The organism is [Actinomadura] parvosata subsp. kistnae (assembly GCF_900323885.1).
GTDB lineage: Bacteria > Actinomycetota > Actinomycetes > Streptosporangiales > Streptosporangiaceae > Nonomuraea > Nonomuraea composti.
On record NZ_OOHJ01000006.1, the window covers coordinates 544,281 to 570,818 of the forward strand.

Consider the following 26,538-nt stretch of genomic DNA (forward strand, 5'->3'; position numbering starts at 1 on the left):
GCTAGCGGTAGATAGAGTAGATCGACGCGAGAAGTACGGGGTTCTCGCCGCCGATGTCCTCACGCATGTTCGCCTGGTAGTACATGACGTCGTTGCTGTACACGTTGTGCCCCAGGCCCAGAGCGTGCCCCATCTCGTGGGTGATGGTGTTGTTCCGGGTCCATCCGGCGGGCGTGTAGTAGTCGTTGAGCTGAATGACCTGCCCGTTCTCGCGGTACGGGCCGCTTTGGGTGGCCGTCGGGAAGAAGCCGCTCCAGCGCCCCGTCCACACCGCGCCGTAGTTCGCGTTGACGACGTCGACGCACCGCGCGCCGGCCTGGAACGGGCAACTGTTGAACCGGTACGCGCTGTCGATGTTGGGCGTCTGGTTCCACTTGTACACGGCGTTCGTCACCGGCCACTGTGCCGGCGTGTGATCGTTGAACCGGACCAGCGGATCCTCGAACCCGTTGTTGGTCCAGAACGCGACCGGGCAGGTGAACGACCGGGCGCTCCCGTAGGCGCAGTCGCCCGGCGCCATCGCGGTGGCCTTGCCGTACTTGACCACCTCGATACCCTTCTTGCCCTGCTTGCGCAGGATGTCGGCCAGGTACTCGGGACTCATCCCGGGCGGAGGCGTGTAGATGTCGACCCTGAGACCCTCGGCGACGAGCTCCGTCGCCACGACCTCACCGGCGTCGGGGTCAGGAGCCGGCGCCTTCGCGCGCCGCTTCTGGTCTTCCGCCACCCGTGCGGCCAGTTGGACGTCGGTGAACTTCGGGTAGAGGTCCTCTCTCGATTCCGGATGTAAGGCCTTCTTGCCTGGATCGGCCGAGCCCGCCCATCTGCCGTCCGCGTGCAGCTGGGCCGCCCGTACCTCGGCGAGCTGAGCCTCCGGGTCCACGTACGGACCGGCGGCAGAGTTTGGAGGGGCGAGCTGATCGCGTTCGTTCGCGGCGGCGGCGCCTGTCATGCCCGCGCTGACGAGCGCCGTCGACGCGAGGATCGCGACAATGCGGCGCCGTGATTTCTTGACCACGTGGATCCTTCCCCCAGTAAATGCACGGATCGCAACCAAGCGGCCGAGTAAATGTACGCCCGAAACACTCCCTGACGTCAGCGTAAAATCAAAGAGAAGAAACGTCAGCCCCCCGGTTGAGAACGAATGCCTCAAACTTACCCAGGGCACCCAGAAGCGTCAAGGGCTCATAAATTGCGGGCTCGCTCGAGAAATCGTGAGGGGACTCGAGGATTCTGCTAAGAAATACCAGCGCATGATCAAATTTTGAGCGACCATAATGACCTATCGCACTGCGTCGTTCAACTCCCGCGCCGTCAAATGCGCTTCGGGAAGGCGGGCGTTCGGGCGTCTCATCCCCGCGCAGCAGGAGACGGTCCAGCAGCACATCCAACAGATGACCGTCATCATCCCTCACGGGCGGGTGGTGCGTCACCGTGTGCTGCGGCGGGAGCTGCAGGCCGGCCGAGGTGGCGGACGTGGAGAGGTGCTGCGGGTCTTCGTGCGACGCAGGCCATACTTACTTTGTAAAGGCGCCTGGGTCGTATAACAATCACATGTCACCCCACAACGGAACAGGCTTCGCCTGTCCTTTCTCCGACAACCATGCGGCGCCGCGCCAAACTGAGGTCTGTCGTTGGCGCTATCCGCTGGTCGTCCACGTCCTGGAGCATCTGCCCCCCACGGCACCGGCACGTCGTCGTGATCAGCCACGAGCGCGTGCGGCAGATCCAGCAGGCTTGGCCTCATCCGTGGCGCCGTGTGGACGACTTGGGTGGCTTGGCCAGCGTTCCGTCCCCGAGAGCCGCCGAAACGCTGCCTGCCAGGACCGATGAGTTTTGTCGCCGACGTCCGTCAGTAGAGGTGACGATCCACCGGAAGGAGATTTCAATGGTCAACGACCCGGCACTGCAGGCTCTGGACAGGCTCGTCGGCACCTGGAAGATCACCGGAGGGCATGAGGGAACGGTGACCTATCGCTGGCTGAACGACTTCTTCCTGCAGCAGGACGTCCAGCTGGGTGACACGCACGGCTTCGAGATCATCGGCCGGGAGCGGAGGTTGATGGCCGAGCCCAGCCCCGACATCAAGTCCCGCTACTACGGCGATGACGGCAGCACCCTCGACTACACCTATGAACTCGAGGGCGACACCCTCACCATCTGGGCGGGTGAGCGGGGTTCTCCCGCCTACTTCCAGGGCGTCTTCAGCACCGACGGCCGCGCCCTCACCGGAGCCTGGGTGTACCCGGGCGGGGGCGGCTACGACTCCAACGCCGAACGCGTCGATTAGAGTCCGTACGCGATGTTGAGGTCCGACGGTCCCGCGCTGTCCTCCGACCTCGGCGCCATCAACCAGAGCTGACCATCGACCAGCCTGCTGGCTGCGGTGTTAAGCGAGCTAGTGCCCCTTTTTGTCGTTGCGGTTGGTTGGAGGAGGTCTGCTGGTCGGTCAGCCACCGTTTGGCCTGCGGGCGCGGCTGGCGTGGACACCGGACCTCGTGAGCAGGTTCTCTGCGTATACCGCGACTGAGCTGGTCACGGTCGGCCCTGTGTTCGCGGCGGCGGGCTTCACGTCGTGGGGTTTTACACGGACACCTACTGTCGAAGGTCGGTCGTCGCGGGACCGGCTGGGACGGTGGAGGTTCGGGGCCAGGTCCAGGCGGAGCGCAGGACGAAGGCCAGGAGCAGCACCTCGATTCCGATGGAGAGGCCGTAGAAGGGGGCCCAGTTCCAGGACTCGCCTGCCGCGTTGAACACCGAGTAGGGGATGTAGAGCGATGCAACGACGAGGTTCGTGGCGCGGTTCATCCGGGCGGGCAGCGTCATGGAGAGCATCACCATCAGGGCCGGGATCGCCACGGACGCGAGCATCATGGTCAACAACGTGGGGCTGATGTCGAACTCGAAGACGACGCCGACGCGGAGGTTGTCGATGACGCCGGGCTTGTGGAGGTGGAAGTAGTCGACGTAGATGTAGAGGAACATGAAGCTGGTCCATGCGGCGGCGAGCTTGGCCTGCACGGGGACCGGCGGGTTGTCGAGCAGGTTCGGGGTTTTCGTTCGGATGGTCATCGGTTCTTCTTTCGAGAGGAGCGGTCCCTGCGCCGGAGCGGCGGCAGGGATGTACCGAGGCCGCGCCCACCTGGATGAGCACATCGCCTCGACCGGGCAGCGGTAGCCCGGACCTCGGACGACTCGAGCGCTGAGGGCAGGCCGTAGCGGTGCCCTTCGGCGGCCCGCATCGTCGTCGCCCCGGCGGGACTCGCCCCCGGCGCCAGGCGTGCGCCGGCACTCGATCGCTGTTCGATTCCCACAGAAGCCTCCGCACGTCCGAGCTGAGACTCTCGCGGGTTCGTACATCGTACGTCGTACGATGTACGATGACTGTAGGTCGAACGGCTGTCAAGCCGTCCGAGGGAGTGAGGAGACCCGTTGCCGGCAAGGGAACGACGTCAGGTCGCGTCAGATGCGGGGCTGAGCAAGAAGCGGGTGGTGGCCGAGGCGGTCCGGCTCGCCGACCGCGAGGGGGTCGCCGAGCTGAGCATGCGCCGGCTGGCTCGCGCGCTCGGCGCGGGCGCGATGTCGCTCTACTACTACGTGGCGAGCAAGGAGGAGTTGCTGGACGCCATGATCGACGTCGTGTTCGAGGAGATCGAGCTCCCGCCCGAAGGGACCGACTGGCAGTCGGCGATGCGACGTCGGGCGATATCCGCCCGGCAGGTTCTCGCACGCCACCCGTGGGCGATCGGCCTGATGGAGTCGCGGACATCGCCCGGGCCCGCGAACCTCCGCCACCGCGAAGCGGTCACCGCCTGCCTGCGGAGGGCCGGCTTCTCGGTCTTGATGGCGACGCACGCCAACTGGTTGCTCGACAGCTATGTCTACGGTTTCGCCCTTCAGGAGGCCGGCCTGCCGTTCGACGGCGCCGATGAGTTCGCGGACATGGCCGAGGACGTCTTCCTGCCCCAGCTTCCTCCTGACGAGTTCCCCTACCTCAACGAGTCCGCCGCGGTGCTCGCCGCTGCCGGCTACGACCCGGCGGAGGAGTTCACCTTCGGCCTCGACCTCGTCCTAGCCGCCCTCGAGCCCCTGAGAGTGCCCACGTGAGCCTCCACGCTGCGTGAGCCTGCCGCGCCGGATGCGCAGGAACTTCCCGAGCGTGGTGGTGTCTGCCAGGTCTCCCATAGTGCCGCGCAGGCCACCCGGCGAGCCCGGATGCCAGGACCTTCCCCGGCAACCGGATGGGCGGCCCGGAGGCTCAGCGATGTCGAAGCGAGCACGCTGCCGATGGCCGGCCTGTCGGACCGGACCGCCCTGGTCGAGCAGGGCCGGGTGCACGCGGGCCAGACGGTGGGTCGTTCTGGGCACGGGCGGGGTCGCCCTGTTCGGTCTGCAGCTTGTCGCGGTGCACGGCGCCGAGGTCATCGTGGTCTTCGGCCGACCACATCCTGGAGACCATCGGCGCGCACCACCTCGCCCGCTCGATCGAGACGGCAGGGGTCGGGTGTCCGCATCTCGCTCATCGGCATGCTCGAGGGGTACGAGATCTCCGGTCATGTTCGCCCACCTGGCCGCAAGAAGCTCCGCGTGGACGGCCCGCAGGTCGGCCACCGGCGCGCGGTGGAGGACCTCGTCCGCGCGGCCGACCACATCGCCCTGCACCCGGGGATCGCGCGCGGCGGCACGCGCGCCCGGGCATCTCGGTCAAGACGGTGGCGAACCACGTCTCCAGCATCTTCGGCAAGCTGCAGGTCGCCGAGACGGGCCGAGGCGATCATTCGCGCCCGCGACGCCGGGCCCGGCCGTCAGGGGAGCGGCTGCGGGGACGTTCATGCGCGTCCACGGGTTGAGGCCAGGGGCGTGCGATAGCCCTGGGCCGTCACCTCCAGGTCACCCCGGCGGCGCTGTCCGCGCGGGCAGGTGATGGTGATGTCCCGTCGCTCGCCGGGCAGGAGCCACAGGAAGTTGCCGGAATAGGTGGCAGGGAGCACCCGATCGCCTGATCGGTGGTCGCGCAGGGACAGCCGTACCATGGGCGCGATCACGTCGCCGCTGTTACGGAGGTTCACGGTGATCTGCAGCCGGCCGTCCCGCTCGGCGGTGCGTCCGCCGGTCAGGTGCAGCCGCGCGCCGGACAGCCGGTTCAGGGCGAGCAGGTCCTGTGGTTCGCCGTAGCGCCAGTAGGTGTTCTCCGACAGGGTCCTTCCGCCGGGGCCGAGCAGGCGCAGCCGGACCAGGTGCAGCGGGGGAGCGGCCGGCGGCCGTTCGAGGGTGAAGGCCGGGGCGGTGGCGGAGGCCGCCAGGTCGATCACGGCGCGCTTGCGTCCGGCCAGCGGCTTGCCCGCGAGGTCGAGCACGTCGCCCTCGACGACCGCGCCCCGCAGCGGGTCGCGGGTGTGGTTGACGGCGAGGACCTCCCAGGTACGGGGGTCGGCTTGCACGTGGTACGGCTCGCAGCCGGATCGGGCGCCGTAGTAGGCGCCGTTGACGTCGAGGTCGTAGTCGTAGGTCTGCCAGACCGTGCTGTGCCAGGCGGGGTTCGACATCCACAGCAGCAGGCCGCTCGCGTCGCTCCACAGGTGGGCGTTCCAGGCCTCGAACATGGCGCGCATGCTCTCGAAGTTCACGAACTGGGCCTTGGCGCAGAACTCTTCGAGAGAGTGCGACTCGCCCAGCCGTTCGTCGATCGCGGCCTTGTAGCTCTGCGGATGCTGGCCGCCGCGCGTGGCCCAGTCATGGTGGTTCCACACCGTGCTGATCGGCCAGCCCTCCTCGTCCCCGACGAGGTTGCGCATGCTTTCGACCACCGGCACCGTCGGGATGCCGATCTCGGTGTGGAAGCCGAACGTGCCGTGGGTGTAGGTGGCGGCGGAGAAGTACTGCCGCGGGTCGATCCAGGCGTACGGCCCGCTGCCGCTGACGATGCCGGAGGCGGAGTTGCTGATGTAGAGGACGTCGGGGTGCTCCTCGGCGACGGCCCGCCGCCCGCCCTCGTCGATCTCACCCGACGGCGTGCCCTCGTTGGCGCCGCACCAGACCACGATGCACGGGTGGGACCGGTAGCGGCGGACGGTGTCGCGCACGTGCTCCAGGTACAGGGCGTGGTCCGGCGGGTCGAGGAACCAGGCGTTCCAGAAGTCGTTCCACACCAGCAGCCCGTTCTCGTCGCAGCGGGCGTAGAACTCCTCCCGGTTGCTGCTGCCGAGCCAGTTGCGGATCATCGTGAAGTTCATGTCGCGGTGCAGCTCGATGACCGCTTCCATGCGGCCGTTCTGCATGCGGCGCAGCAGTTCGTCCCAGCCCCAGTTGCCGCCGCGGCACAGAACCGGCACGCCGTTCACGGAGATCTTCAGTTGCTGCGGGGCGTTGCTGACGGATGTGACGTCGGTCCAGCTCTGGCCGTCCTGGGAGACCTGGACGGTGAAGGTCAAGGCGTAGGCGGTCTCCCACAGCAGCGTGATCCGGTCGAAGTCCGTCTCCTTGCCCAGGTCGAGCTGGATGTACTGGTTGTCGGAGTACGCCGACGACCAGCGGGTGTCGGGATCGCCGTCCACGGCGTTTCCCGCCGCGTTGGCCGGGGAGTCCGTCGACGAGGCGGTGGCCGCGGCGTTGAGCGCGAGGTCCACGCCAGGGTTCCGCCGGTCGACGACCGACAGGGTCCACAACGACACGCCCCAGTTCGTGGCGCGCTTGCCGGCCTGGATGCGTACATGGCGGGCGCGCTGCCGCTGGAGGTCGACGTGCTGCTGCACGCGGTTGGCGCCCGGCTCGAACCTGATGGGGTTCTCGGACTCGTAACGTACGTCGCGCAGCCCGACGCGGCGCGTGCGCCGGTCGCTGACCGCGTCGCCGGCCAGGACGGTCAGGTCGAGGTCGTGCAGCGCCGGCTCGCCGTACCCGTTGGGCCACCACAGCCGCGGGTCCGTCACGCGTAGGGCGGGGAAATCCGCAGGCGCGAAGACCACGTCCACACTGGCGCCGCCGCCGACCTGAACGGTGCGCTCCACGCGGATGCCGCCGAGCCTGGCCCGCACCTTGACGGTCTGCGCCGCCGGCGCCGCGTTGCGCACCGGGACGGTGAGCGTGACCTCGGCCCTGGAGCGGTCGGGCAGGCCGGGAAGGGACGTCTTGACGTGCGGGTCGCCCAGGAGCACCGGGCCGGTCGAGCGCAGGCGGACGTGGTTCCAGATGCCCATCACCCGATCGCGCACCGCCGGCATCCAGTCCCAGCCGGACACGGCCAGGTAGGTCGGGCCGTTGCGCATCATGATGTCCGACCCGGCGTCGGCGTAGGAGTTGCCGTCCGATCCTCTGTCGCCGGGGCTGCCGGGGAAGGGCATCGGGTCGATCCGTACGGCGAGAACGTGCTCGCGGTCGTCGGCCAGCTGCCGGGTCACGTCGAAGGCGCCGCGCGCGGACGGGTGCGTCAGCTCTCCGACCTTCGTGCCGTCGAGCCAGATCTCGGCGTGGTGGTTGATGCCGTCCAGCTCCAGCCAGACGCGGCCACGTGCCGGGAAACGCCTCGGCAGCGTGAAAGCCCGCCGGTACCACCAGGAGTTGCGGCTGAGCGCTTCCGGGCAGCGCAGGTTGTCGAAGCCCCGCACGGGGTCCGGGAGGTGGCCCTTCGCGACGAGCGAGGCGAGGATCGTGCCGGGCACCTGCGCGCGCAGCCACCGCGAGGTGTCCACGCCGGGCGTGGAGAGCGCGGCGCCGTCTTCGGTGCCGGCGAACTCCTGAAGGGTCACGTTCCAGCCCGACTCGATCGGGACGGTGCCGTCGGCCTCCACCCGCAGGGCGGGAACGGGCCGGGCGCCGCTGGTCCAGTCGGTCCACCCCGTCGCTGCGGGCCTGGTGCCGAGCGCCGTGCCGTGGACCTGGAAGGAGTTGAGGCCGAGCGGATGGGGATTGGAGCGCGAGAGGCCCACCATGCGTACCCAGCGGGTCGTCACGGGCTGGGGGAGGGTGATCTCGACGGTGCCGCCGGTGTTCGTGCTCGCCTCGTGGACCGGCGTCCACTGCTGTCCGTCCGGCGAGGAGTCGATGCGGAAGGTCGTGGCGTAGCTGGACAGGACCTCCCATCCGGTGGTGCCGTTGCGGGGGTTGTTGACGTCGCCGGACGGCTGGTAGATCTGGTCGCCTTCCGCGGTCTCGAAGACGAGCGTGATCGCTTCGACGCGGCAGGGTCCTTGGAGATCGACGGCGATCCACTGCGCATCGCCGTCTTCGGCCCGCCAGCCGCTGCCGTACACGTTGCGGCGGGCCATGCGGTCGACGGCGAAGTGGGCGGGGGTGGGCGCGTAGGCGGTCGAGGAGGCTCGTACCGGCCGGTAGAGAGCGAGGTCGGAGGCCTCGCCGGCCGCCGCCGCCGCGGGTCGCGGCGGCGCGCCGGTCAGGCTCACGGCGGCGAGCACGGCCGCGCCCGATCGCAGGAACGTCCGCCGGGACGGGCCGCCGGAGTCGGCGGCGGTGAGATCATCACGCACGAGGGGCTCCTTGGGGGTGCTGTTCAAAGGCCGGGGTGCTGTTCAAAGGCCGGGGTGCTGTTCGGGAAGCCGAGGGTGTGGCGGGTCAGCCGGTGGTCTCCAGGCGGACTCCCGCCAGCCAGCCGCCCCAGCCGTCCTGCGGGAGACTGTCGGAGATCTTCAGATACAGGTCCGATCCGTCGCCGCCCGACTGCTCGCGCAGCCGCGCCAGGTCGAAGGCCCGCTGGTCGCGGTTGCCCTGGAAGATGACGGGGTTCGGCTCCCGCAGGATCGTCGTCCAGGTCCGGCCGTCGGCGGAGGCCTCGACGAGGAACTGGTTGGCGAGGTCCAGGGTCACCGTGCCTGTGGTCGCCCCGGCCGGCACCGGCAGCCGGTAGGTGAAGGATCGCCGCTCGTCGGCATAACGGGCCTGCCCACCGGCGCCGTCGCCGGTCAGCTGTGAGCCGTTGTCGTCGACCAGCACGCCCTCCTCCGAGGCGGTGCCTGGCTCGATCTCGGTGACGTCGCCGACGACCCGGGCGGTGCCCTCGCCGGCCACGGCCCAGCCGTTCCAGCGGGCGGTGACCCGGATCGGCTGAGCGCCGGGAGCGGCGTCGGCGGCGGCCGTCACCTCGACGGTGACCGTGGCCGATGCGCCGGGGGCCAGGCCGGGCACCTGAGTGTTGCCCGGCCGGGCGGACCAGGAGGCGGGCACGGCGACGGTCAGGTCCGGCGCGAGCGTGGTGTCCCCGGTGTTGGTCAGCGTCACCTCGACCGGCCCGGCCGTTCCCGGGCGGAGCGCGACGTCGGCCACGCGCACCTGGAGCGGGGAGGACGGGATGGCGTCACGGGTCAGCAACTCGATCTCCGCCAGGGAGAGCGCCGCCTGCCCGGCGGCGCCGGTGAAGCGGAACCGGTACTGCCGCATCTTCGCCGGATGCCTGATCTGGAAGGGCCTGGTCTGGTTGCGCCAGCGGAACCGCTCCCCGTCCCGCTCGTCCAGCTTCTTCCATCGCTTGCCGTCCGGCGAGCCTTCCAGAACCCAGTGGCCGGGGTCCTGCTCGGCGGGGGTGGTGCCGGAGGTGAACGTGTAGAACTCCACGCGGGTGGCGTCGCCGCCGTTGACGCTGTACCGCACGGTGCGGTCGGGGCCGTCGAGCACGGCAGCCGTGCGGGAATCGTCGTCGAACAGCTTGCCGACGTCGCCGCCCATCGCCAGACCGCGGTTCTTCCCGGTCACGTCATGCAGCGGGCGGGGGCGCTCGCCGACCCGGGTCATCGAGTCCGGCACGTCGCGCGCGCCGGTGCCCCAGCGGGAGGGCTCCGGTCCCATGGTGAAGCGGAGCCGCCCGCCGTCGGCCAGCTCCTGGTGGGAGATGGACGTGGACGTGTGACGCCTGCCGTCCACCGTGAGCGCCTGCACGTAGCCGTTCCCGCGGCTGGTGCCGGGCGCCTCGATCACCAGATCGCCGCCGGGCAGGTGGAGGGTGGCCTTCTCGAACAGGGGCGAGCCGATGGCGTACTGGCCGGTGCCGATCTGCAGCGGGTACAGGCCCAGGGCGCTGAAGACCCACCACGCCGAGGTGGCGCCGTTGTCCTCGTCGCCGGGGTAGCCCTGCCCGATCTCCGAGCCGAGCCAGCCGCGCTCCACGGCCTGCCGGACCTGCTCCTGCGTCTTCCACGGCTGCTGGGTGTAGGCGTACATCCACGGGATGTGGTGGGAGACCTGGTTGGGGATGCTCCACTGGCCGAGCCGCAGGTCCCGGGTCTCGCGCATCTCGTGGATCACCCGGCCGTAGGAGCCGGGGAGCTTGGCCGTCTCGGGGGTGGCGAAGAACGTGTCGAGCTTGGCCGCCAGGCCGTCGCGGCCGCCGTACAGCTCGGCCAGGCCCTGGCCGTCGTGCGGCGCGGGGAACGCCTCGTTCCAGCCGTTGGCCTCGGTGTAGTCGTGATCGTTGCCCCACACGCGCGGGTCGTACTCTTGCGGCGGGGTCGTCCATTTCCCGTCGGCGGACCTGCCTTGGAAGAAGCCGGCCGACGCGTCGAAGACGTCGGCGTAGCCCTGGGACCGGTCGCGGAAGTACGCCGCCTCCTCGCGCAGGCGCCTGCGCTCGGGACCCGGCGTGCCGCGCCTGCCCGCCATGGCCTCGGCCATGGCGGCGATCCCGAAGTCGTTGACGTATCCGTCCAGGGACCAGGAGAAGCCGGAGGCGAGGTCGTTGGGGACGTAGCCGAGGAAGGTCGAGCGAGCCAGCCCGTCACGGCCGACGCTGCCGTCCTCCGGCCGCACGGTCGCGTTCTTCAGGGCCGCGGCGTACGTGTCGGCCGGGTCGATGCCCGGCACGCCCTTGACGTAGGCGTCGGCGAAGGCGGCATCGGAGTTCGTCCCGGTCATCACCCGCGCGTAGCCGGGGGAGGACCACGGTGAGATCCATCCGCCGTCACGGTACTGCTGGACGAAGCCGTCCACGAGCTCGCCCGCCGTCTCCGGCGCCAGCAGGTAGTACGCGGGCCAGGCCGCCCGGAAGGTGTCCCAGAAGCCGGTGTTGACGTACGCCTTGCCGTCGGCGATCCTGGCGCCCGTCCGCGTCGGCGAGCTCGGCGGGGGGCTCCAGGAGCCGGAGGACTGGACGGCGTGCCGGTAGCGCGGGCGTTCGCGGGTGCCGGTGTTCTCATGGGCCGAGTTCGGATACAGGAACAGCCGGTACAGGTTGGAGTAGAGCGTGATCAGCTGATCGTCACGGGCTCCGCGCACCTCGACGACGCCGAGGCGGTCGTCCCACGCGGACCGGGCGCGGGCGGCGACGTCCTCGAAGCGGTCCGCGGCGGCGATCTCCAGGTCGAGGTTCTTCCTCGCCTGGTCCACGCCGATCAGCGACGTGGCGATCCGCATGGTCACGACGTCCCGGCCGAACGACACGTAGCCGGTCGAGGGCCGCTGCCCCTGGGTGAGCAGGCCGCTGCCGGTGATGGGGGCGTCGAAAGTGGCGTACATGTACATGCGGGTCATGCCCGCCGAGATGACCCGGGTCTCCGACCAGCCGGAGACGGTGCCGGCGGTCGCGTCGATCGTGAGCCCGGCCCGGTCGTCGACGTTGTCGAAGATCAGGTGCCGTCCGCCCCCTGCGGGGAACGTGAAACGGAACATCGCGGCATGGTCGGCAGGCGCGATGTCGGTCCGCAGGCCGTTCTGAAACGTGACGGCGTAGTGGTGCGGTGACGCCCGCTCGTCCTGATGGCGGAAGGGCAGCGCCCTGGCCTTGCGGTCCGGATCCGGCACACCGGCGGCGGCCGACGGCATCACCTGGAACGTCTGGCGGTCGCCCATCCAGATGCTCGTCTGGTGGCTGGCCGAGAACGCCTGGATCTCGGGCAGGTTCGCCGCGTTGTTGCCGTCGTGGTAGCGGTACAGCGTGCCCAGGGAGCCGGCGTCGGTCACCGGGGTCCAGAAATTGAACCCGTTGGGCACCGCCGTCGCCGGGAAGGAGTTGCCGCGCGAGTAGTCGCCGTTGGAGTGCGTGCCCCGGGTGGTGATCACCCAATCTGACGGCCGGGACCGGACGGGCTGGTCAGGGCTGCTGTCGATGGCGAGGTCGTCGATCCAGCCGCCGAGGTCCGCCGGTCCCGCAGGGCCGTCGTAGGTGAGCAGGATCTTGTCGACGGTCTTGCCGGCCGCCGCCTTGCCGATGACGGCCGAGCGGCGGTTCCACTGCAACGGGGCCAGGGTCTTGGCGTCACCCTGAGCGCGGGCGGTCAGCGGCACGCCGTGCTGGTCGTCAACGGCCAGCTCGCTGAGCCGCGAGCCGTCGGTGAAGGCCAGGTCGACGGCCACGTACGTGCCGGCGTAGTCGACCGCCGCCTCGTCGAAATCGGGCAGCACCAGGTAGGACAGCTCCGTCTGCGGGCCCACCGGGACGTCGACGTCGATCAGGACGTGCGTCGCGTGCGCGGGCCCCTGAGGCTCGTGCCGTCCGGTGTAGTGCAGGGCGTGCAGCCCGGTGAACCCGACGTCCGCCTTCGCCGCGTAGGCGCGGTCCGGTCCGTCGTCGACGATCGTGCGAAGGCCCGGTTCCGCGGAGCCCGGGCGGAGCACCCCCGAGACGTCGGGTCGGCCACCGGGACCGGTGGCGAGCGTGCCGTCGAGGGACACCTCGCCTTCGAACGAGGTGCTCCAGTCGCCGGGGGCACTCGCCGCCCTGGCGTGCTGCGGCGTGATCGCCGGCCCGGCGAGGAGGGACAGGACGAGGGCGACGGCCAGGGTTGCGGAGGGGCGAAGGGCGGACCAGCACAGACGTAAGGGGGGCAGAGTCATGCAGACTCCCGTGCTGAGGGGGGTGCGCGGTCTTGCGTGCCGGGATGACATCGTTGTCATCGGATGTGTCATCGAATATGAACGGCTGTGGCGGGTCGCGTCAAGGGTGTACCGCTGCGAAGTGCGGTGCCGCTGAGCCGAGACGGGGCTGCTGGGCCGGGGCGGGGCTGCGAAGGACGTCGGGATCGTGGTGTCGCGGCCCTGTGCGGTCTGCCCTGGGGCCGGCCGCCGTCCTCGGCCCCGCGCACGCTGCCGTCCCCGGCCTCGCTCAGGACGCGTCCGCGCGCCGTCCGGCCCGCAGCGCTGACACCTGGGAGAACCTCGCGGACGCGGCGTCCTTCGACAGCCTGCAAAGTCAGGAACTCGATCACGGTGGCCGGCAGCGATAGGGGCCGACGTCGCGCACGCCTGAACCCAGCGGACCTACATCCCTAAGTTGCTTCTACGTAACTCCATCACTCAGACGAGAGGGGCAATGTGCGAGTGCTCCAAGGTAGCTGCACCGGGGACACCAATGACTGGTTCCGCGGCAGGGCCAGCGCCTACTACGAGCCGGACGGTTCGTACGACGTGATCAAGAAGATCCAGTACGAGCTGGTGGCCACCAAGGGGAGCAGCCCCGGCAAGAAGAGCAACGTGAGATTGCGGATCGTGCACCGCCACCACCAACAAGGCCTGACAGCAGATGACACGGGTGTGCCGCGCGCGGCGGCACACCTTCCTCTTTCCCTGAGCCTCTTCCAGGAGCTGAATCCGTGACCACCCGAGCCGCGCTCGCCCTGCTGGTGCTCCTGGACGGCTGCGGCACCGCGACCGATCAGCCCGGAGCCGGTGACCGAGCGCCCGCTGGAGATCGTGGCGGTGTCCGCGGAGGGCGTCGTGGTGGCCGATGACCGGGTACAGGCGTGCTACGGGATGGACCGGTCGGGCAGGGAGGTGTGGCGGGATCCCGCCGCGTACGCCAGGGGCGCCGACGTGATCTGCCAGGCACGCTGTCCCGACCCGGTGTTCTCCGGCTCGGCAGAGGGGGCGGATCCCGAGCCGCGTTCGCTCTCGGGCGTGTTCGCGCGATCCGACGCCCGGATCAGGCGGGTGCCGATCGCGCGTAACGCCTTGGATGCCGTGATCATCGAGAGCGACCAGGACGACTGCGATCGCGACTGCAGGCAAGCAGGTGCTGTGGTTCCGGTACGACCTGCAGGGCTGGCGCGAGGTGTCCAGGGACACGCTCGCCGAACCGGTCCGGGCGCTGTGCGCATCAGACGGAACCGCGGTGGCCGAGGGGGAACGCGCCTATGTGCTGACCGGCGCGGACAAGCCCGTTACCGATCACCACCACCCTCCCGGTCCTCGCTGGATGCGCCGCCGGGACGCAGGGCCTCGTCGTCCACACCTACTGGCGCGACGGCGACGGCAGGCGCTTCACCGGCATCCGCGGCGTCGACTCCGCCGGCAGGCAGACGTGGTCACGCGAGATCGCCGCCGAGGCTCAGATCCGCGCCCATCCCTCCGGCGCGGAGTTCGTGATCACGCATTGCGGTGTGGCCGAAGTGCTCGACCCGGCCGGCCGGACGATGGCCAGACATCCAGGCACCGCCTCGGCCTCCTACACCGCGGACGGCGAGCTGGCCCTTCTGACCACGGAAGGCAGGCTGAGCTGGCCGGATCAATCAGAGTGTGTCAGGCAAACGGCTCCGAAGCGACAACCTCGCAACACCTGTGACTCGCGCATGAAGGGGTAGGTGCGGCTCTGGACTTCGCCGAGTCTTTGACGATGGCGTACGAGTCGAGGCCGAGCTGACGCCCTCGTGGCAGCCGGCCGGCTCGTTCGATCGGTTGCCCCGGTCAGCAGAGGCGTTCATGGTGCAGCGGGGAGAGCCTGTTCGGCCCAGATGGTCTTGCCCGAGTGGCCGTAGCGGCTGCCCCACCGGATGGTGAGCTGGACGATGCGGAACAGACCGCGTCCTCCCTCGTCGGTACTGTGCGCGCGGCGGGGGATCGGCGGCGCAGGCGAGCAGGTGGCGTCTCACCGCTTCCAGGGACTGCTCAGGACAGTGCAGTGCGGTGAAACGGTCGGTCAGGTGGCGAACGGCTGCGTCGAGATCTGCGCCGTACCGTTCGAGCAGGCCGTTGGTATTGAGGGCGAGCAGGGCAGGGCTGCAGGTCGAGGGTGTGGGCTCGAAGGAATGGCCGCCGACGCTCAGCAGCAGGCCGGGGGAGAGCCGTACCGGCTCCGCCGAGCCGTCGAGTTCAGGCGGGTCCTGGATCTTTACCGTCCAATGAGCACGTGGCGGTATGGGGCGGTGGCAGCTCGAACTCCCGCCACTCCTCGGGCGTGAGGGAGCGACCCGCCGTCTGGCAGGCGAGTTCGAACAACTCATGGTCGGTCAGGGTGAAAAGCGTGCTGTCCCAATGCCGGATGGTGGTGTCCTCACTGGAACTGGCCAAGGTCCTGCCATCGGGGCTGAACGACACCAGCGAGACGAATCCGGTGTGGCCGCTGAACGGTGCTCCGATTTGTTGCCGGGTGGCGGCATCCCACAGCCGTATGCTCATGTCCGCTCCGGAGCTGGCCAGGGTGCGGCCGTCGGGGGTGAAGTCCACGGACAGCACCTCACCGACATGCCCGCTCAGTGGTGCGCCGATCTGGGTTCGCGTGGCGATGTCCCACAGGCGGACGGTGGAGTCCTCGCCACCGCTGGCCAGCGTCCGTCCATTGGGGGTGAACGCGACCGAGAGGATGAACCCGTTGTGGCCGAGCAGTTCGCCCGCTTGTATGCGGGTGGTGACGTCCCAGAGGTAGACGTCGCCGTCTTCACCGGCGCTGGCCAGCAGCCGCCCATCCGGGCTGAACGCGACCGAGACGACGCGGCCGGAGCGGTGGAACAGTGGCTCGCCGCGCTGCTGGTGGGTTGCGACATCCCACAGCCTGATCGTGCCGTCGAAGCCGGCGCTCGCCAGCATGCGCCCGTCGGGACTGAAGGCCAGGCCGGGAACCGTGGCCACGTGACCGGACAGCGGGCTGCCGAGCCGGGTATGCGTGGCTACGTCCCACAGCAGGACCGTCCCGTCCATGCCCGAGCTGGCCAGCAGGCGCCCGTCCGGGCTGAACACCGCTGTGGCGGCACCGCCGGCATGAACGTCCAGCAGGGCCGCGGTCGGTCGGCGGGTGCGAAGATCCCACAACCGCACGGTGCCGTCCTCTCCCGCGCTGGCGACAGTGCGGCCATCGGGATCGAACTCCACCCACAAGGCGGCCTTGGCGTGACGGCCGAGGGGGAGCCGGGTCCGGTCGGACACGTCCCACCTGCGGATCACACCATCGGCGTCAGCGCTGGCGATGGTCCGCCCATCAGGGCTGAAGATCGCGACGCCGACCTTCCCGAGGTGGCCGCTCAGCGGCGAGCCGAGCGGGGCTTGCGTGACCACGTCCCACAGCCGGACGGTCTTGTCCTCTCCCGTACTGACCAAGGTGCGCCCGTCAGGGCTGAACGCCACGGACGCGACCTGGCCAGCGTGACCGGTCATCGGAAGGCCTCGTTGCCTGCGGGTGGCCACATCCCACAGGCGGACCGCCCCGTCCTTGCCCGCGCTGGCCAGGGTGCGTCCGTCCGGGCTGAAGGCCACGGACACGGCCTGGCCGACACGCTGGCGCCGCAAGTCCTGAGCCCTGATCTCCTTGTGATCGGACACGCTCCACAAGCGGACCGTCCTATCCTGCCCGGCGCTGACAAGGGTCCGCCCGTCCGAGGTGAAGGCCACCGCGAGCACATCGCCGGTGTGGCCGTGCAGTTCGGCCGTCAGCTTGCCGGCCGTGGTGTCCCACAGCCGCACCCGTCCATTCGCATCGGCGTCGGCCAGCAGGCGTCCATCCGGGCTGTAGGCCAGGGCGAGCACGTCGCTGTCGTGGCTGGGGTAGGCGGCGAGTTGCTGGTGCGTGGCCACGTCCCATAGGCGCACCCGCGTGTCCGCGGTGGCGATCGTGCGCCCGTCCGGTGTGAACGCCAGCGCGCGCACTGTTCTGGAGAAGCCGGTCAACGCGGCGCCGGAGGACTTGCCGGTGCGGGCATCCCACAAGGTCACGGTGCCGAAGGCGCCGACGCTGGCGAGCGTCTTGCCGTCAGGGCTGAACCCGAGCGACCAGACGGCCTGGCCATGGCTCATGGCGCTGGCGCGTCCCGGAGCCTTCAGCGCGGTCAGCAACGCTCGCCGTGCTTCCGGCGTGCGGGCGAATCCCCAACTGGTGGCGGCCAGAGCCAGCGATGTCGTGGGATGAGTGTCGGTGATGCGCTCACTGCGCAAAGCGGCCAACCGCGAGATGGCCAGGGCCTGCTGCGTGTCCGCGCGCCGCGCGGTGATCACGGCCAGCGCGGCCGCCGTCAGCGCGGTGACCAGCAGGATGCTCAGCGTGAAGAGGATGCCGCGGCGCAGCCGCACCTGATGCCTGACCGCCTGATCGCCGGAGCGCAGGAAAAGGCGGACGGTGTCGTTCAGCCGTGGCCGACCCGACGGTACGCCCGAGGGAGAATCGGGTACGTCGCGATCCCACCGGGTGCGCAGATCCGCGATGGCGGCTAGGCGCTCGGCCGGGTAGAGGTAGCCGCGTGCGCGGCCGTGCTGCTGCCAGCGATCGGCGTCTTCGCCGAGTTGCTGCAAGGCCAGCAGGTCGGCGCGGTCGGTGTCGATCCAGGTGCGTAAGCGGGGCCAGGCGCGCAGCAGGGCCTCGTGAATGATCTGTACGCGGTCGGCGTCCAGGGTCAGCAACCGGGCCTCAGTGAAGGCGTCGAGCATCGCCCGGGCAGGATCACGATCGGGGTCGTCCGGCGGTGGCAGGAGTTCGCTGAGCGTTCGCGAACGGCCGGTGTTGCTGTCCTGGCCCAGGTGCACGAGCTGGAGCAGTAGGGGACGGGCCAGCGCCCGGCTGTGTACGGGCAGGGCGTCGAGGGTTCGTTCGGCTGTCTGGGCGAGGGCCCGGGCGATGCCGCCGGTGGCGCGGTAGCCGGCTAGGGTCAACACACCCTCTTGGCGGCGTTGCCACGTCGCCAGCAGCGCGTGCGCGAGCAGGGGCAGCGCTGTTCCGCCGCCGACGGCAGCGCCGATCGACACATCGGCGTTCGCGGAGTCGGCGCCAAGATCGTCCAGGAGCAGGTCGGCCAGGCCGTCATCCAGCACCAGCCCGGCCAGGCCGCGCGGGCCCCTCGATCACCTCCCGCAGGCGATCGGCGTCCAGCGGGCCCACCACCAAGGGGTGTTCCAGGGCAGTGAGCAGGACCGGGTGCGCGGCACAGTGGCCGAAGAAGTCCGCCCGCAGCCCGACCACCACCGTGATCTCCTCGGCGACAGCCGCGAGTGCGGCGACGAACGCTGCCGGCGGGCGAGCGCTGTCGCCATGGGTGAAGGTTTCCTCGAACTGATCCACCACCAGCACCGCGCCCGGGGGCAGCCGGCGAACCGTAGCCGTCAGTTCGCGCACACCGGGCTGCGCCGACGGAACAGGCGACGCCACGCCGGTCGCCTCGGCCAAGGCCTCCGCCAGACGGGCCAGGGGATTGGCGCCCGGAGTCATCAGCACACACCGCGCGGCGCCGAGCGCCGGCGTCAGACCGGCCTGCAGAAGCGACGACTTTCCGGTCCCGGAGGCGCCGGTCACCACCACCAGGCCCGCCCGGTCGCGGTGCACACGCGCGCGCAGCGCCCGGGTGAGCTGCTGTCGGCCGAAGAAGAACTCGGCGTCATGGACGCCGAAGGGATGCAATCCCGGATAAGGGCTTCGCCGGCCGTCGTCGGCCAGCCCCGGCGCCGGCCGATTCGGCGGGCGCACGTAAGCGTGATTGGGTAGCAAGGGGCGACGGCCGCTGGCGTCGGAGGCCTGCCGCCGGGGCGCCGGGAGGGCGCGTTGCCGTAACAGCCTGCCCACGGCCAGATGCACGTCATCCAGCGACAACCACGCCGGGCCTGTCTCGTCGCCGTCATAGAGCACGCGCAGCAACGCGCCGGTGAAGGCCGTGTGCCGCTCTCCGGGCAGGGCCCAGGCCACCTCGGTGCGGCTCGTGGCGGTCAGCAGATAACTGTCGCTCCACCCGTGCGCGCGGCCCGCCCAGCAGCAGTCGAGCACCACCACGCTGTGCTGGATCGCCGCCGTGCGCAACAGCTCTCGGACCTGCGCGAACGGTAACGCCTGGTACACCGCCGAGCCGCGGGTCAGATCCGCACTGGCCTGCGTGGCGAGGTAGAGCTCGCCGTCTGGGCCCAGCAGCCCGTGCCCGGCGTAGTACAGCAACGCCACCCCGCGCGTGACCCTCGCCAGCTCGGCCACCGCCGCGGCCAGATCTGCGGGGGTGCGCGGATCCCGCAGCACCCTGATGCGGCCTGATGCCAGCCCTGCCTGGGCGGTTAGCGCCGCGGCCAGGTCTTCTGCGCTGGTGACCGCTGCCGGCACGGCAGGAATGCGGGACCCCTCGGCAGGCCGGCTCGAGCCGACCAGAAGGGCGCGAACGTCCGGCCCCGCCAGCAAACCCGCCCCGAGCTCAGGAGAATCCACCATGTGCAGCCCTCATGAAGTCATCAGGGGAACCCGTCATGACCTCGGACACGTGACAGCCGCTCGCAGATACGTCACATGTCGAAGAAGCCGGGGCTACCTTCGGCAGGCTCGCCGCGATTGTTCGCTTCCGCCTGACCGGCCTGTCCAAGAATCTGCCCAAGATCTCTCTGGCGGCGACAGCCGACCACCCCCGCCTGATGATGATCCACTTCATCGAGGGCAAGACTTCAAGCCTGTGACCATGCCGAGCTGTGGGCGGCGGTGTCCCTGCTCAGCCGGCTCCCACGGCTCAACACTAGGCATAGTCGCGATGTCGGCATAGGTCGATGCAGAGCAGATCGACGCGGCCGTAGCGGGCGATGGTCTCGGGGAGCATCTTGTCATCGGCGGCTTCGACGAGTTCGCTGACGAGTTTGGCGGCCGGCACGTAGCGGATGCTGTGCCCGGCCATGGCCGCCTCGGTACCCAGGGCGATGAGCAGGCGGGACTTGCCGGTGCCCGAATCGCCGATGAGGCAGAGTGGTTCGTCCTTGCTGACCCACTCGCAGCTGGCCAGCGTGTGAATCATTGCGGGACGACGTGGGGATTGGGGTCGAAGCCGAAGTCGCGCAGGGCCTTGTTGCGGGGAAGCCGACGGCTGGGCCTCCAGCGCAACGGCGTCGGCAGTGAGCGCGCCGGCCCGCAGCGCGGCCGCGATCCCGGCCACCACGTGATCGCTGGGCATGTGCCGGTGCAGCAGCACGCCGATCAGGGCGCGGGTGCCGGCCGCGTCGCCGTGGGCCTTGCGCGCCGCGGCCCACCAGGCATCGTGGACGGGGGTGAACTTGCCTGATGCGCGGGCCTGTTCCAGCACGGTGGCGCCGGGCAGCGCCCCGGGCTTGCGGATCAGCGCCTCCAGATAGTGGTCGAGTTCCAACCGGCTGCCCGCGCGGGTGCCCAGCCGATCGTGGCGGGCCACGAGCTCGCGTCCGTGGTAGATCTCCAGGTCGTTGGCGTGGAGCTGGACCCGGACCTGTCGCCCGATCAAGCGGAGGGGCACCGAGTAGCGGTTGGTGCGCACGGTGACCTGCCCCTGCCGGTTCACCCGTGGCGACAGCCAGGCGGGAGGTGTAGATCACGCCGAGGCCGCGGGGGGCTGGTGTCTCGCAAGGGGTGGCTCCCGCTGGAGCGGGTGTAATTCCTGCCCAACATCGATGACGGGGGTTGAGCACGAGCATTTCACCGACGTCACCGCTACGCCGCACGCTGGCCAGGTCGACGCCCTCACGCCGTCCTGACGGGTGGCTCAAGCAGGTCCCACTGCCCGATGACGACCCCCTGCTGGGCTGCGCAAGCGAGAGCGCTTCTGCTGGAGTGCCTGCCACCAGACTTTCGGGCGCACCAGGCGGTTCGTCATCCCGTCGTGCTGACGTGGATGGCCGCCTGTCACGTCGAGCACGCCACTGCTGCGCTCCGCACCGGATATCGGAGGCGCACCGTGGAACTCTCAAGCCGCACTTGCAGCCGCATGTGATCGCCGAGGTGCTGGAGAGCTCCCACGTTGAGGGGCGTCGGCTGACCGAGGTGGCCACGGCCATCAGAGCCATTGGCGCAGCTTTGAGGCGACAGCACGCGTCATCCCGGCGCGAAGGGCCAAAGTGTCGTAGCTTCGTGAAAACTGACCCCCTAGTGCTGTGACCGGAAATGATCACCGGGTTGGGTGAGGGGGGTCAGGCTGCCGGTGCGAGGGGCCGGCCGCCCCAGCGGATGCCCTTCTCGCTGCGGATCCGGGCGCGTTCGCGGCGTTGAGCGGCCAGAACGTCGGGATGGCGGGCGTTGGCGTTGCGCCAGCGCAGATAGGCGTGCAGGGCCCGGGTTTGGACGGTGTGGTTCGGGTGGTCGGAGTTGGCCAGGGTGAACTGGCGCAGCGGCCCGAAGTGGGCCTCGATCGGGTTGGCCCAGGAGGCGTAGGTCGGCGTGAACAGCAGCCTGACCTTGTGTTTCTTGGCCCAGGTGCGGATGCGCCAGTTCTTGTGCGCTGACAGGTTGTCCAGGATCACGTAGATCGGTGCGCCGTCCGGCCGGGCGGCCCGGATCGATTTCAGGGCGGCCCAGGTGTAGTCGATGCCCTTGCGCGCCCGGTTGACGCCCCACAGCAGGTCGTCGCCGACGGAGTAGCAGCCGTGGAAGTACCGCACGCCCTGGGTGCGGCGGTAGGTGGCCGGCAACCGGTCCGGCTCACCGGCGGGTGCCCAGCCCGTCCCGGCGGTGGGACGGATGCCGAGCGGGCCGAACTCGTCGAAGGCGAAGGTGCGCTCGGGGCGGTGGGTGAGGGCGTACTCGATCTCCTCCAGCTTGGCGTCGAAGTCCGTATCGGGCGAGTCCTTCCAGGTCTTGGTGCGCTGGAAGGTGATCCCGCGCCGATGCAGCAGGGTGCGTAACGCCTCCCGGCCCAGGGTGATGGCCCGGCCGGGCAGGCGGCGCAGATAGTGCAAAAGCTTGCGGATGGACCAGCGGGTGAACGGCTGGCCGAGCTTGGTCGGGCGGGTGGTGGCCGTCGCCGCGATGAACTCTTCGTCGTCAGGACTCATCAGGCGGGGACGGCCTCCCGCCCACTGAGGGTCCAGGCAGGCCAGCCCGATCTCGTTGAACCGGTGGATGACGTCCCGCACGGTGTCCTCGTCGGCCTGCACCAGGCGCGCGATCACCGGGACGGTGTTGCCGCCCGCCGAGGCCAGCAGGATCATCGCCCGCCGGTAACGCACCGTGCTCATCGTGCCGCGCCGTACGATGCGCTGCAGCTTCTGCCCCTCTTGGTCCGAGAGCCTGCGGACCTTGACCGGTTGCGTCACCGGGCCTCCCGACTGCTGAACGAACGTGATCAGCTGATCCAACCGGCAACACCGTCCTACGCGCCAACCCGGTGATCGTTTCTGGTCACAGCACTAGGGATCTTCGAAAGTTCACCCCCTTGACGCTAGGAGGGTGATCAAAGTGGAGGACTGGGCGGAGATCCGCCGTTTGCACCGGGCCGAGGGAATGCCGATCAAGGCGATCGTCCGGCGGCTGGGGATCTCTCGGAACACGGTGCGCCGGGCGCTGGCATCGGACGCCCCGCCGAAGTACCAGCGGGCGCCGAAAGGGTCGGTAGTGGATCCCTACGAGCCGCAGATCCGTGCTCTGCTCACTGAGTGGCCGACGATGCCCGCTCCAGTGATCGCTGAGCGGATCGGCTGGCCCTACTCGATCTCGCCGCTGAAGAAGCGGCTGACGGTGATCCGGCCCGAGTACGTGGGGATCGACCCGGTGGACCGGGTGACCTACGAGCCGGGGCAGATCGCCCAGTGCGACCTATGGTTTCCCGAGACGAAGATCCCGGTGGCCGCGGGCCAGCGGCGCATCCTGCCCGTGCTGGTGATGACGCTGGGCTTCTCCCGGTTCATGACCGCGACGATGATTCCGAGCCGCCAAGGCGGCGACATCTTGTCGGGCCTGTGGTGGCTGATCCGCGGGGTCGGCCGGACGCCCAAGACCCTCATCTGGGATCGGGAGGCTGCCATCGGCGGAAACGGGAAGGTCAGCACGCTCGCGGCGGCCTTCGCCGGCACACTGGCCACGCAGATCAAGCTCGCCCCGCCGCGCGACCCGGAATACAAGGGCATGGTCGAGCGGGCCAACCAGTTCCTGGAAACGTCCTTCCTGCCTGGACGGTTGTTCGCCTCACCGACCGACTTCAACCAGCAGTTGGAGGAGTGGCTGGTCAAGGCCAACACGCGCACCGTCCGCTCGATAGCCGGCCGTCCGGTGGACCTGTTGGAGACCGATTACCAGGCGATGGTCCCGCTGCCGCCGGTCCGCCCGCAGGTCGGCCTGCGCCACCGCATCCGGCTCAGCCGCGACTACCACGTACGCCTGGACACCGTCGACTACTCCGTCGACTCGCGGGCCATCGGCAAGTTCGTCGACATCCTCGCATCCCCGGATGCCGTCACCATCACCTGCGAGGGCAACCAGGTCGCCCGGCACCACCGCTCCTGGGCCAGGCAGGGCGTGGTCACCGACCCCGCCCACGCCGCTACGGCCGCGCAGATGCGCCAGGCCCTGGCCGAGGACCGGCAACGACGTCAGGCCGCCGTCCGCCACCACACCGACGGCCACACCGTCGAACTGCGGGCGCTGCCGGACTACGACGCCTTGTTCGGCGTCGACTTCACCCATCCCAACGAGAAAGTGAGCAATCAGTAGTGAGTACTGCCACCAAGACCAAGACGGATCCCGCCCCGAAAGACGGCATGCCGTCGATGCTGGCCTACCTCACCCGCGTGCTGAAGATGCCCACCATCGGCGCGTTCTGGGAGGAACTGGCCGGCCAGGCCCGTGACCAGAACTGGTCACATGAGGAGTATCTGGCCGCGCTCCTGCAGCGCCAGCTCGCCGACCGGGAATCCAAGGGCACCACGATGCGCATCCGCACCGCCCACTTCCCGGCCATCAAGACGATCGAGGACTTCAACCTCGACCACCTGCCCTCGCTGCGCCGGGACGTGCTCGCGCACCTGGCCACCGGCACCTTCGTCGCCAAGGCCGAGAACGTGATCCTGCTCGGGCCGCCCGGGATCGGCAAGACCCACCTGGCCATCGGGCTCGGTGTCAAGGCCGCCCACGCCGGCTACTCGGTGCTGTTCGACACCGCCAGCAACTGGATCGCCCGGCTGTCCGCCGCTCACCAGTCCGGCCGCCTGGAGGCGGAGCTGAAGAAGATCCGCCGTTACAAGCTGATCATTATCGATGAGGTCGGCTACATCCCCTTCGACCAGGACGCCGCGAACCTCTTCTTCCAGTTGGTGGCCTCCCGCTATGAGCTGGGCTCGATCATGGTCACCTCGAACTTGCCCTTCGGACGCTGGGGAGAGACCTTCTCCGACGACGTCGTCGCCGCGGCGATGATCGACCGTCTCGTCCATCACGCCGAGGTCTTGACCCTCACCGGCGACTCCTACCGGACCCGGCAGCGACGCGAACTGCTGGCCAAGGAGAACCGCGCCAGCAACGGCTGACCGATCCAACAGGGGGTTAACTTTCGGAGATCCGCAGGGGGTTTAGATTCGCGAAGCGTTGACACAAAGATCGTTCAATGTTGTGCGTGATGGAAATCGACTCATCCTGCCGTCCCACCCCGTCCCTTCAGGACCCGGTCGCAATGCCGCGGGCATCAAGAGGCGCTCGCCCAGAGAGTGGCTTGCTCGCGGGCGGCGCGGGTCACGACATGGAGCTCTCCGTAGATGCGCGCGGCTGTCTCGGCGATCTCCTGTGCGAGGGCGTGCGCGTGGCCGCGGTTTCCCAGAGCCGCGATCTGCCGGAACGCTCCACCCACACGGCGATTTCGAAGCGAGCAGCGCGGATGAGTAGTTGGTCTGCGTTGGGAAGCCGGTGGGCATGGTCGTGCACCTGGCATGCCATGGCCAGCGCCCGCTCGGCATCCCCCGTGGCGCCGACCTGCCGGGCTAGCGTGAGGCGGCTCCACAGCGTACGCGGATGATCGTCGCCGAGCAGCCGGGCGCTGTCGGCGACGACGGTCTCACCCAGTTCCCGGGCCCGGTGCGGGTCTCCCACACCCTCGTAACGCATGCCCGTCCACCACACCAGCCGTGTGCGCAGCTTGATGACATCCTCAGCTGGGATGTCGTGCTCTTCTGCGCTGGCCAGGGCTGATTCCAGCCAGCTGGTGACGTCCTTCTTCCTGTAGGTGTCGCCCAGGGTGTAGGACAGTTCGATCGCAGCCCGGTAGTAGCCCGCGGCCAGCGCTTTGTGCAACGCCGCCTCCCCGTGCATGGGTCTGCCGCGCAGGAATGCGCCCCAACCGACCTCGATGGCGTCCTCAGGTGAGACGTGGGAGATGACCTTGTCCCACACCGGGAGCGGGATGTCGGGAACGCCTGCGGCCGCATCAGCCGCGTCGGGCAGGTAGTCGAAAGCAACATAACCGTCGTCTGCCACCGGGATCAGCAGGCTGCTGGTGGAGTGCAGGGGCGTGGTCGCCCAGCGCACCGCTTCCTCCCACGACTCCAGCCGGACACCCGCGGACCTGACCTCGGCCAGGTACACCTCGTGCAGGTCGCGCAGAAACGCGATCGGCACGGGCCGGTGATGGCCCGACCGGCGGATATCCACCGCGGCTGCCACCAGAGCCGCTCCCCGCGGCCTTCCCTCCGGCCAAGACCCCTTCGCATCCTGCCAGGCGGCGAACAACTGCGGCCCGGCGGCCAGATATTGGGCGACGCCGAAGCGCTGAGCATGCCGGAGCGCGGCAGCGATACGGCGATCGGCGACATGCGCGCTGGCTCGTGCCCGCTCGTCCTGACTCCAGATCCGGTCGAGTCTGATCTCCAGGGCCAGGCCGAGGACCTCCCCAGCCGTCCTGAGCAGACCGCCCTGGCCATCGCCCAGGTCGGGTTCGAGCGCCAGTGTGTAGCGGGCCCGTTCGTGGGAACGCATGGTGGCCAGGACGACGATGTGTCTTCGACCGTCGGCGAGCAACGGGCTGATCATGTCGGCGGTCAGCCCGTCGGGCCCCAGATACAGTTCCAGATCGTTGAGCCATACGACGCACTTGCGATACTCGTGCGAGGCGTCCAGCGCGGCCGCAAGCGTGCTGCGGTGACGCGGGCGGATGAAGGTGTGATCCGGCAGCATGGTCCGCATGGCCTCATAGGCGGCCCTGGTCTTGCCGGCCGTGGACTCCCCGACGACCAGGACGAACCGGCTGGACAGCAGGGCCTCCTCCAGTTCCTTGCTTCTCTCTCGGCTGACGAACGGGGGACATCGGTCCGTCCCGCCGGAGCCGGGGAGCGCGGGTGCGGGGTGCACGCCCACGGTCAGCGGGTCGACGATCTCCCGGACCAAGGGGGCCTTGCCACGCACGCTGGTGTAGAGCTGCCGGGTGCGCGTGGGGCCGGCCTCGATCGCCCGCTCAGCTCGTACGGTGATGATTCCGGCCACGCCGCTGACCACCGAGACCAGGATCGCGCCGACGGTCATGGGTAGGGATGAGGCCAGCAACGAGGCGGCAGCGCTGATGGCGGCGGCGATCGTGATCAGCCACCAACCGTGTAACCGTCGCCAGGAGATCCGAGACAAGGAGGCCGCCTTCCCACGATGCCACCCGCTAGGCGCATCATGGCGTGCTACACCACCGATGTCATGAGCTGTGGTGACGCCTACCGTCAAAGCTCTGCGTGACC

Annotated in this window: 15 protein-coding genes; 5 read left to right on the forward strand and 10 right to left on the reverse strand. The window is 69.4% G+C overall.

Features of this window, described 5'->3' with window-relative positions; all coding sequences use genetic code 11:
- Position 1: 1 nt before the first annotated feature.
- Positions 2–1,018 carry a zinc metalloprotease gene (locus KIS93_RS06305; RefSeq protein WP_080038566.1) on the reverse strand — a complete coding sequence of 339 codons (1,017 nt, stop codon included), beginning with the start codon at positions 1,016–1,018 and terminating at the stop codon, positions 2–4.
- 870 nt (positions 1,019–1,888) lie between these two features.
- Between KIS93_RS06305 and KIS93_RS06310 the strand changes: the two genes are divergently transcribed.
- Positions 1,889–2,290 carry a hypothetical protein gene (locus KIS93_RS06310; protein ID WP_080038567.1) on the forward strand — a complete coding sequence of 134 codons (402 nt, stop codon included), beginning with the start codon at positions 1,889–1,891 and terminating at the stop codon, positions 2,288–2,290.
- Between the two features lie 305 nt (positions 2,291–2,595).
- On the opposite strand, the gene KIS93_RS06315 is transcribed toward KIS93_RS06310, so the two are convergent.
- Positions 2,596–3,072 (reverse strand): DUF6326 family protein, encoded by a 477-nt coding sequence (locus tag KIS93_RS06315; RefSeq protein ID WP_080038568.1) that lies wholly within the window; start codon positions 3,070–3,072, stop codon positions 2,596–2,598.
- Between the two features lie 420 nt (positions 3,073–3,492).
- Between KIS93_RS06315 and KIS93_RS06320 the strand changes: the two genes are divergently transcribed.
- Entirely contained in the window at positions 3,493–4,107 is a 615-nt protein-coding gene (locus KIS93_RS06320) for a TetR/AcrR family transcriptional regulator C-terminal domain-containing protein (protein WP_230466153.1), read from the forward strand.
- A 722-nt stretch (positions 4,108–4,829) separates the two neighbouring features.
- Here the strand turns inward: KIS93_RS06320 and KIS93_RS06325 are convergent.
- The gene (locus KIS93_RS06325; protein ID WP_080046716.1) at positions 4,830–8,483 is read right to left on the reverse strand and encodes a discoidin domain-containing protein; all 3,654 of its coding nucleotides are present in this window, start codon (positions 8,481–8,483) and stop codon (positions 4,830–4,832) included.
- A gap of 85 nt (positions 8,484–8,568) precedes the next feature.
- Positions 8,569–12,774: a GH92 family glycosyl hydrolase gene (locus KIS93_RS06330; protein WP_080038570.1), complete on the reverse strand. Its 4,206-nt coding sequence runs from the start codon at positions 12,772–12,774 to the stop codon at positions 8,569–8,571.
- Between the two features lie 570 nt (positions 12,775–13,344).
- Between KIS93_RS06330 and KIS93_RS06335 the strand changes: the two genes are divergently transcribed.
- A complete protein-coding gene (locus KIS93_RS06335) occupies positions 13,345–13,533 on the forward strand; it encodes a hypothetical protein (RefSeq protein WP_155127075.1) in 189 nt (62 codons plus the stop codon).
- Positions 13,534–13,682: 149 nt separating this feature from the next.
- Here KIS93_RS06335 and KIS93_RS06340 read toward each other — a convergent pair whose 3' ends face one another.
- From KIS93_RS06340 to KIS93_RS06365, 5 genes are all read right to left on the reverse strand, one after another.
- Positions 13,683–13,904 carry a hypothetical protein gene (locus KIS93_RS06340; protein WP_080038573.1) on the reverse strand — a complete coding sequence of 74 codons (222 nt, stop codon included), beginning with the start codon at positions 13,902–13,904 and terminating at the stop codon, positions 13,683–13,685.
- Positions 13,905–15,024: 1,120 nt separating this feature from the next.
- Positions 15,025–17,946, reverse strand: a complete 2,922-nt coding sequence (locus tag KIS93_RS06345) for a WD40 repeat domain-containing protein (RefSeq protein ID WP_080038574.1) — start codon at positions 17,944–17,946, stop codon at positions 15,025–15,027.
- Positions 17,936–19,318, reverse strand: coding sequence for a caspase, EACC1-associated type (locus KIS93_RS06350; protein WP_080038575.1), 1,383 nt, complete (start codon positions 19,316–19,318; stop codon positions 17,936–17,938). Before KIS93_RS06350 ends, KIS93_RS06345 begins: the two co-directional genes overlap by 11 nt.
- Positions 19,319–19,613: 295 nt before the next feature.
- A complete protein-coding gene (locus KIS93_RS67320; RefSeq protein WP_418115084.1) occupies positions 19,614–20,414 on the reverse strand; it encodes a Mu transposase domain-containing protein in 801 nt (266 codons plus the stop codon).
- Positions 20,415–21,027: 613 nt separating this feature from the next.
- Positions 21,028–22,149 (reverse strand): IS630 family transposase, encoded by a 1,122-nt coding sequence (locus KIS93_RS06365; protein ID WP_080046718.1) that lies wholly within the window; start codon positions 22,147–22,149, stop codon positions 21,028–21,030.
- Between the two features lie 133 nt (positions 22,150–22,282).
- Here KIS93_RS06365 and istA point away from each other — a divergent pair, with 133 nt between their 5' ends.
- Both istA and istB read left to right on the forward strand, forming a co-directional pair.
- A complete protein-coding gene (gene istA / locus KIS93_RS06370; RefSeq protein WP_155127078.1) occupies positions 22,283–23,542 on the forward strand; it encodes an IS21 family transposase in 1,260 nt (419 codons plus the stop codon).
- Positions 23,542–24,354 (forward strand): IS21-like element helper ATPase IstB, encoded by an 813-nt coding sequence (gene istB, locus KIS93_RS06375; RefSeq protein ID WP_281261950.1) that lies wholly within the window; start codon positions 23,542–23,544, stop codon positions 24,352–24,354. Before istA ends, istB begins: the two co-directional genes overlap by 1 nt.
- A 202-nt stretch (positions 24,355–24,556) precedes the next feature.
- Here istB and KIS93_RS06380 read toward each other — a convergent pair whose 3' ends face one another.
- The gene (locus KIS93_RS06380) at positions 24,557–26,434 is read right to left on the reverse strand and encodes a tetratricopeptide repeat protein (RefSeq protein ID WP_080038577.1); all 1,878 of its coding nucleotides are present in this window, start codon (positions 26,432–26,434) and stop codon (positions 24,557–24,559) included.
- Between the last annotated feature and the right edge of the window lie 104 nt (positions 26,435–26,538).

What these genes read in the sequence shown, in the direction of transcription:
- KIS93_RS06330 (WP_080038570.1), bottom strand. Translation starts at nt 12,774, where the DNA reads ATGACTCTGCCCCCCTTACGTCTGTGCTGGTCCGCCCTTCGCCCCTCC.
- KIS93_RS06350 (WP_080038575.1), bottom strand. Translation starts at nt 19,318, where the DNA reads ATGGTGGATTCTCCTGAGCTCGGGGCGGGTTTGCTGGCGGGGCCGGAC.
- KIS93_RS06310 (WP_080038567.1), top strand. Translation starts at nt 1,889, where the DNA reads ATGGTCAACGACCCGGCACTGCAGGCTCTGGACAGGCTCGTCGGCACC.
- KIS93_RS06315 (WP_080038568.1), bottom strand. Translation starts at nt 3,072, where the DNA reads ATGACCATCCGAACGAAAACCCCGAACCTGCTCGACAACCCGCCGGTC.
- KIS93_RS06340 (WP_080038573.1), bottom strand. Translation starts at nt 13,904, where the DNA reads ATGATCACGGCATCCAAGGCGTTACGCGCGATCGGCACCCGCCTGATC.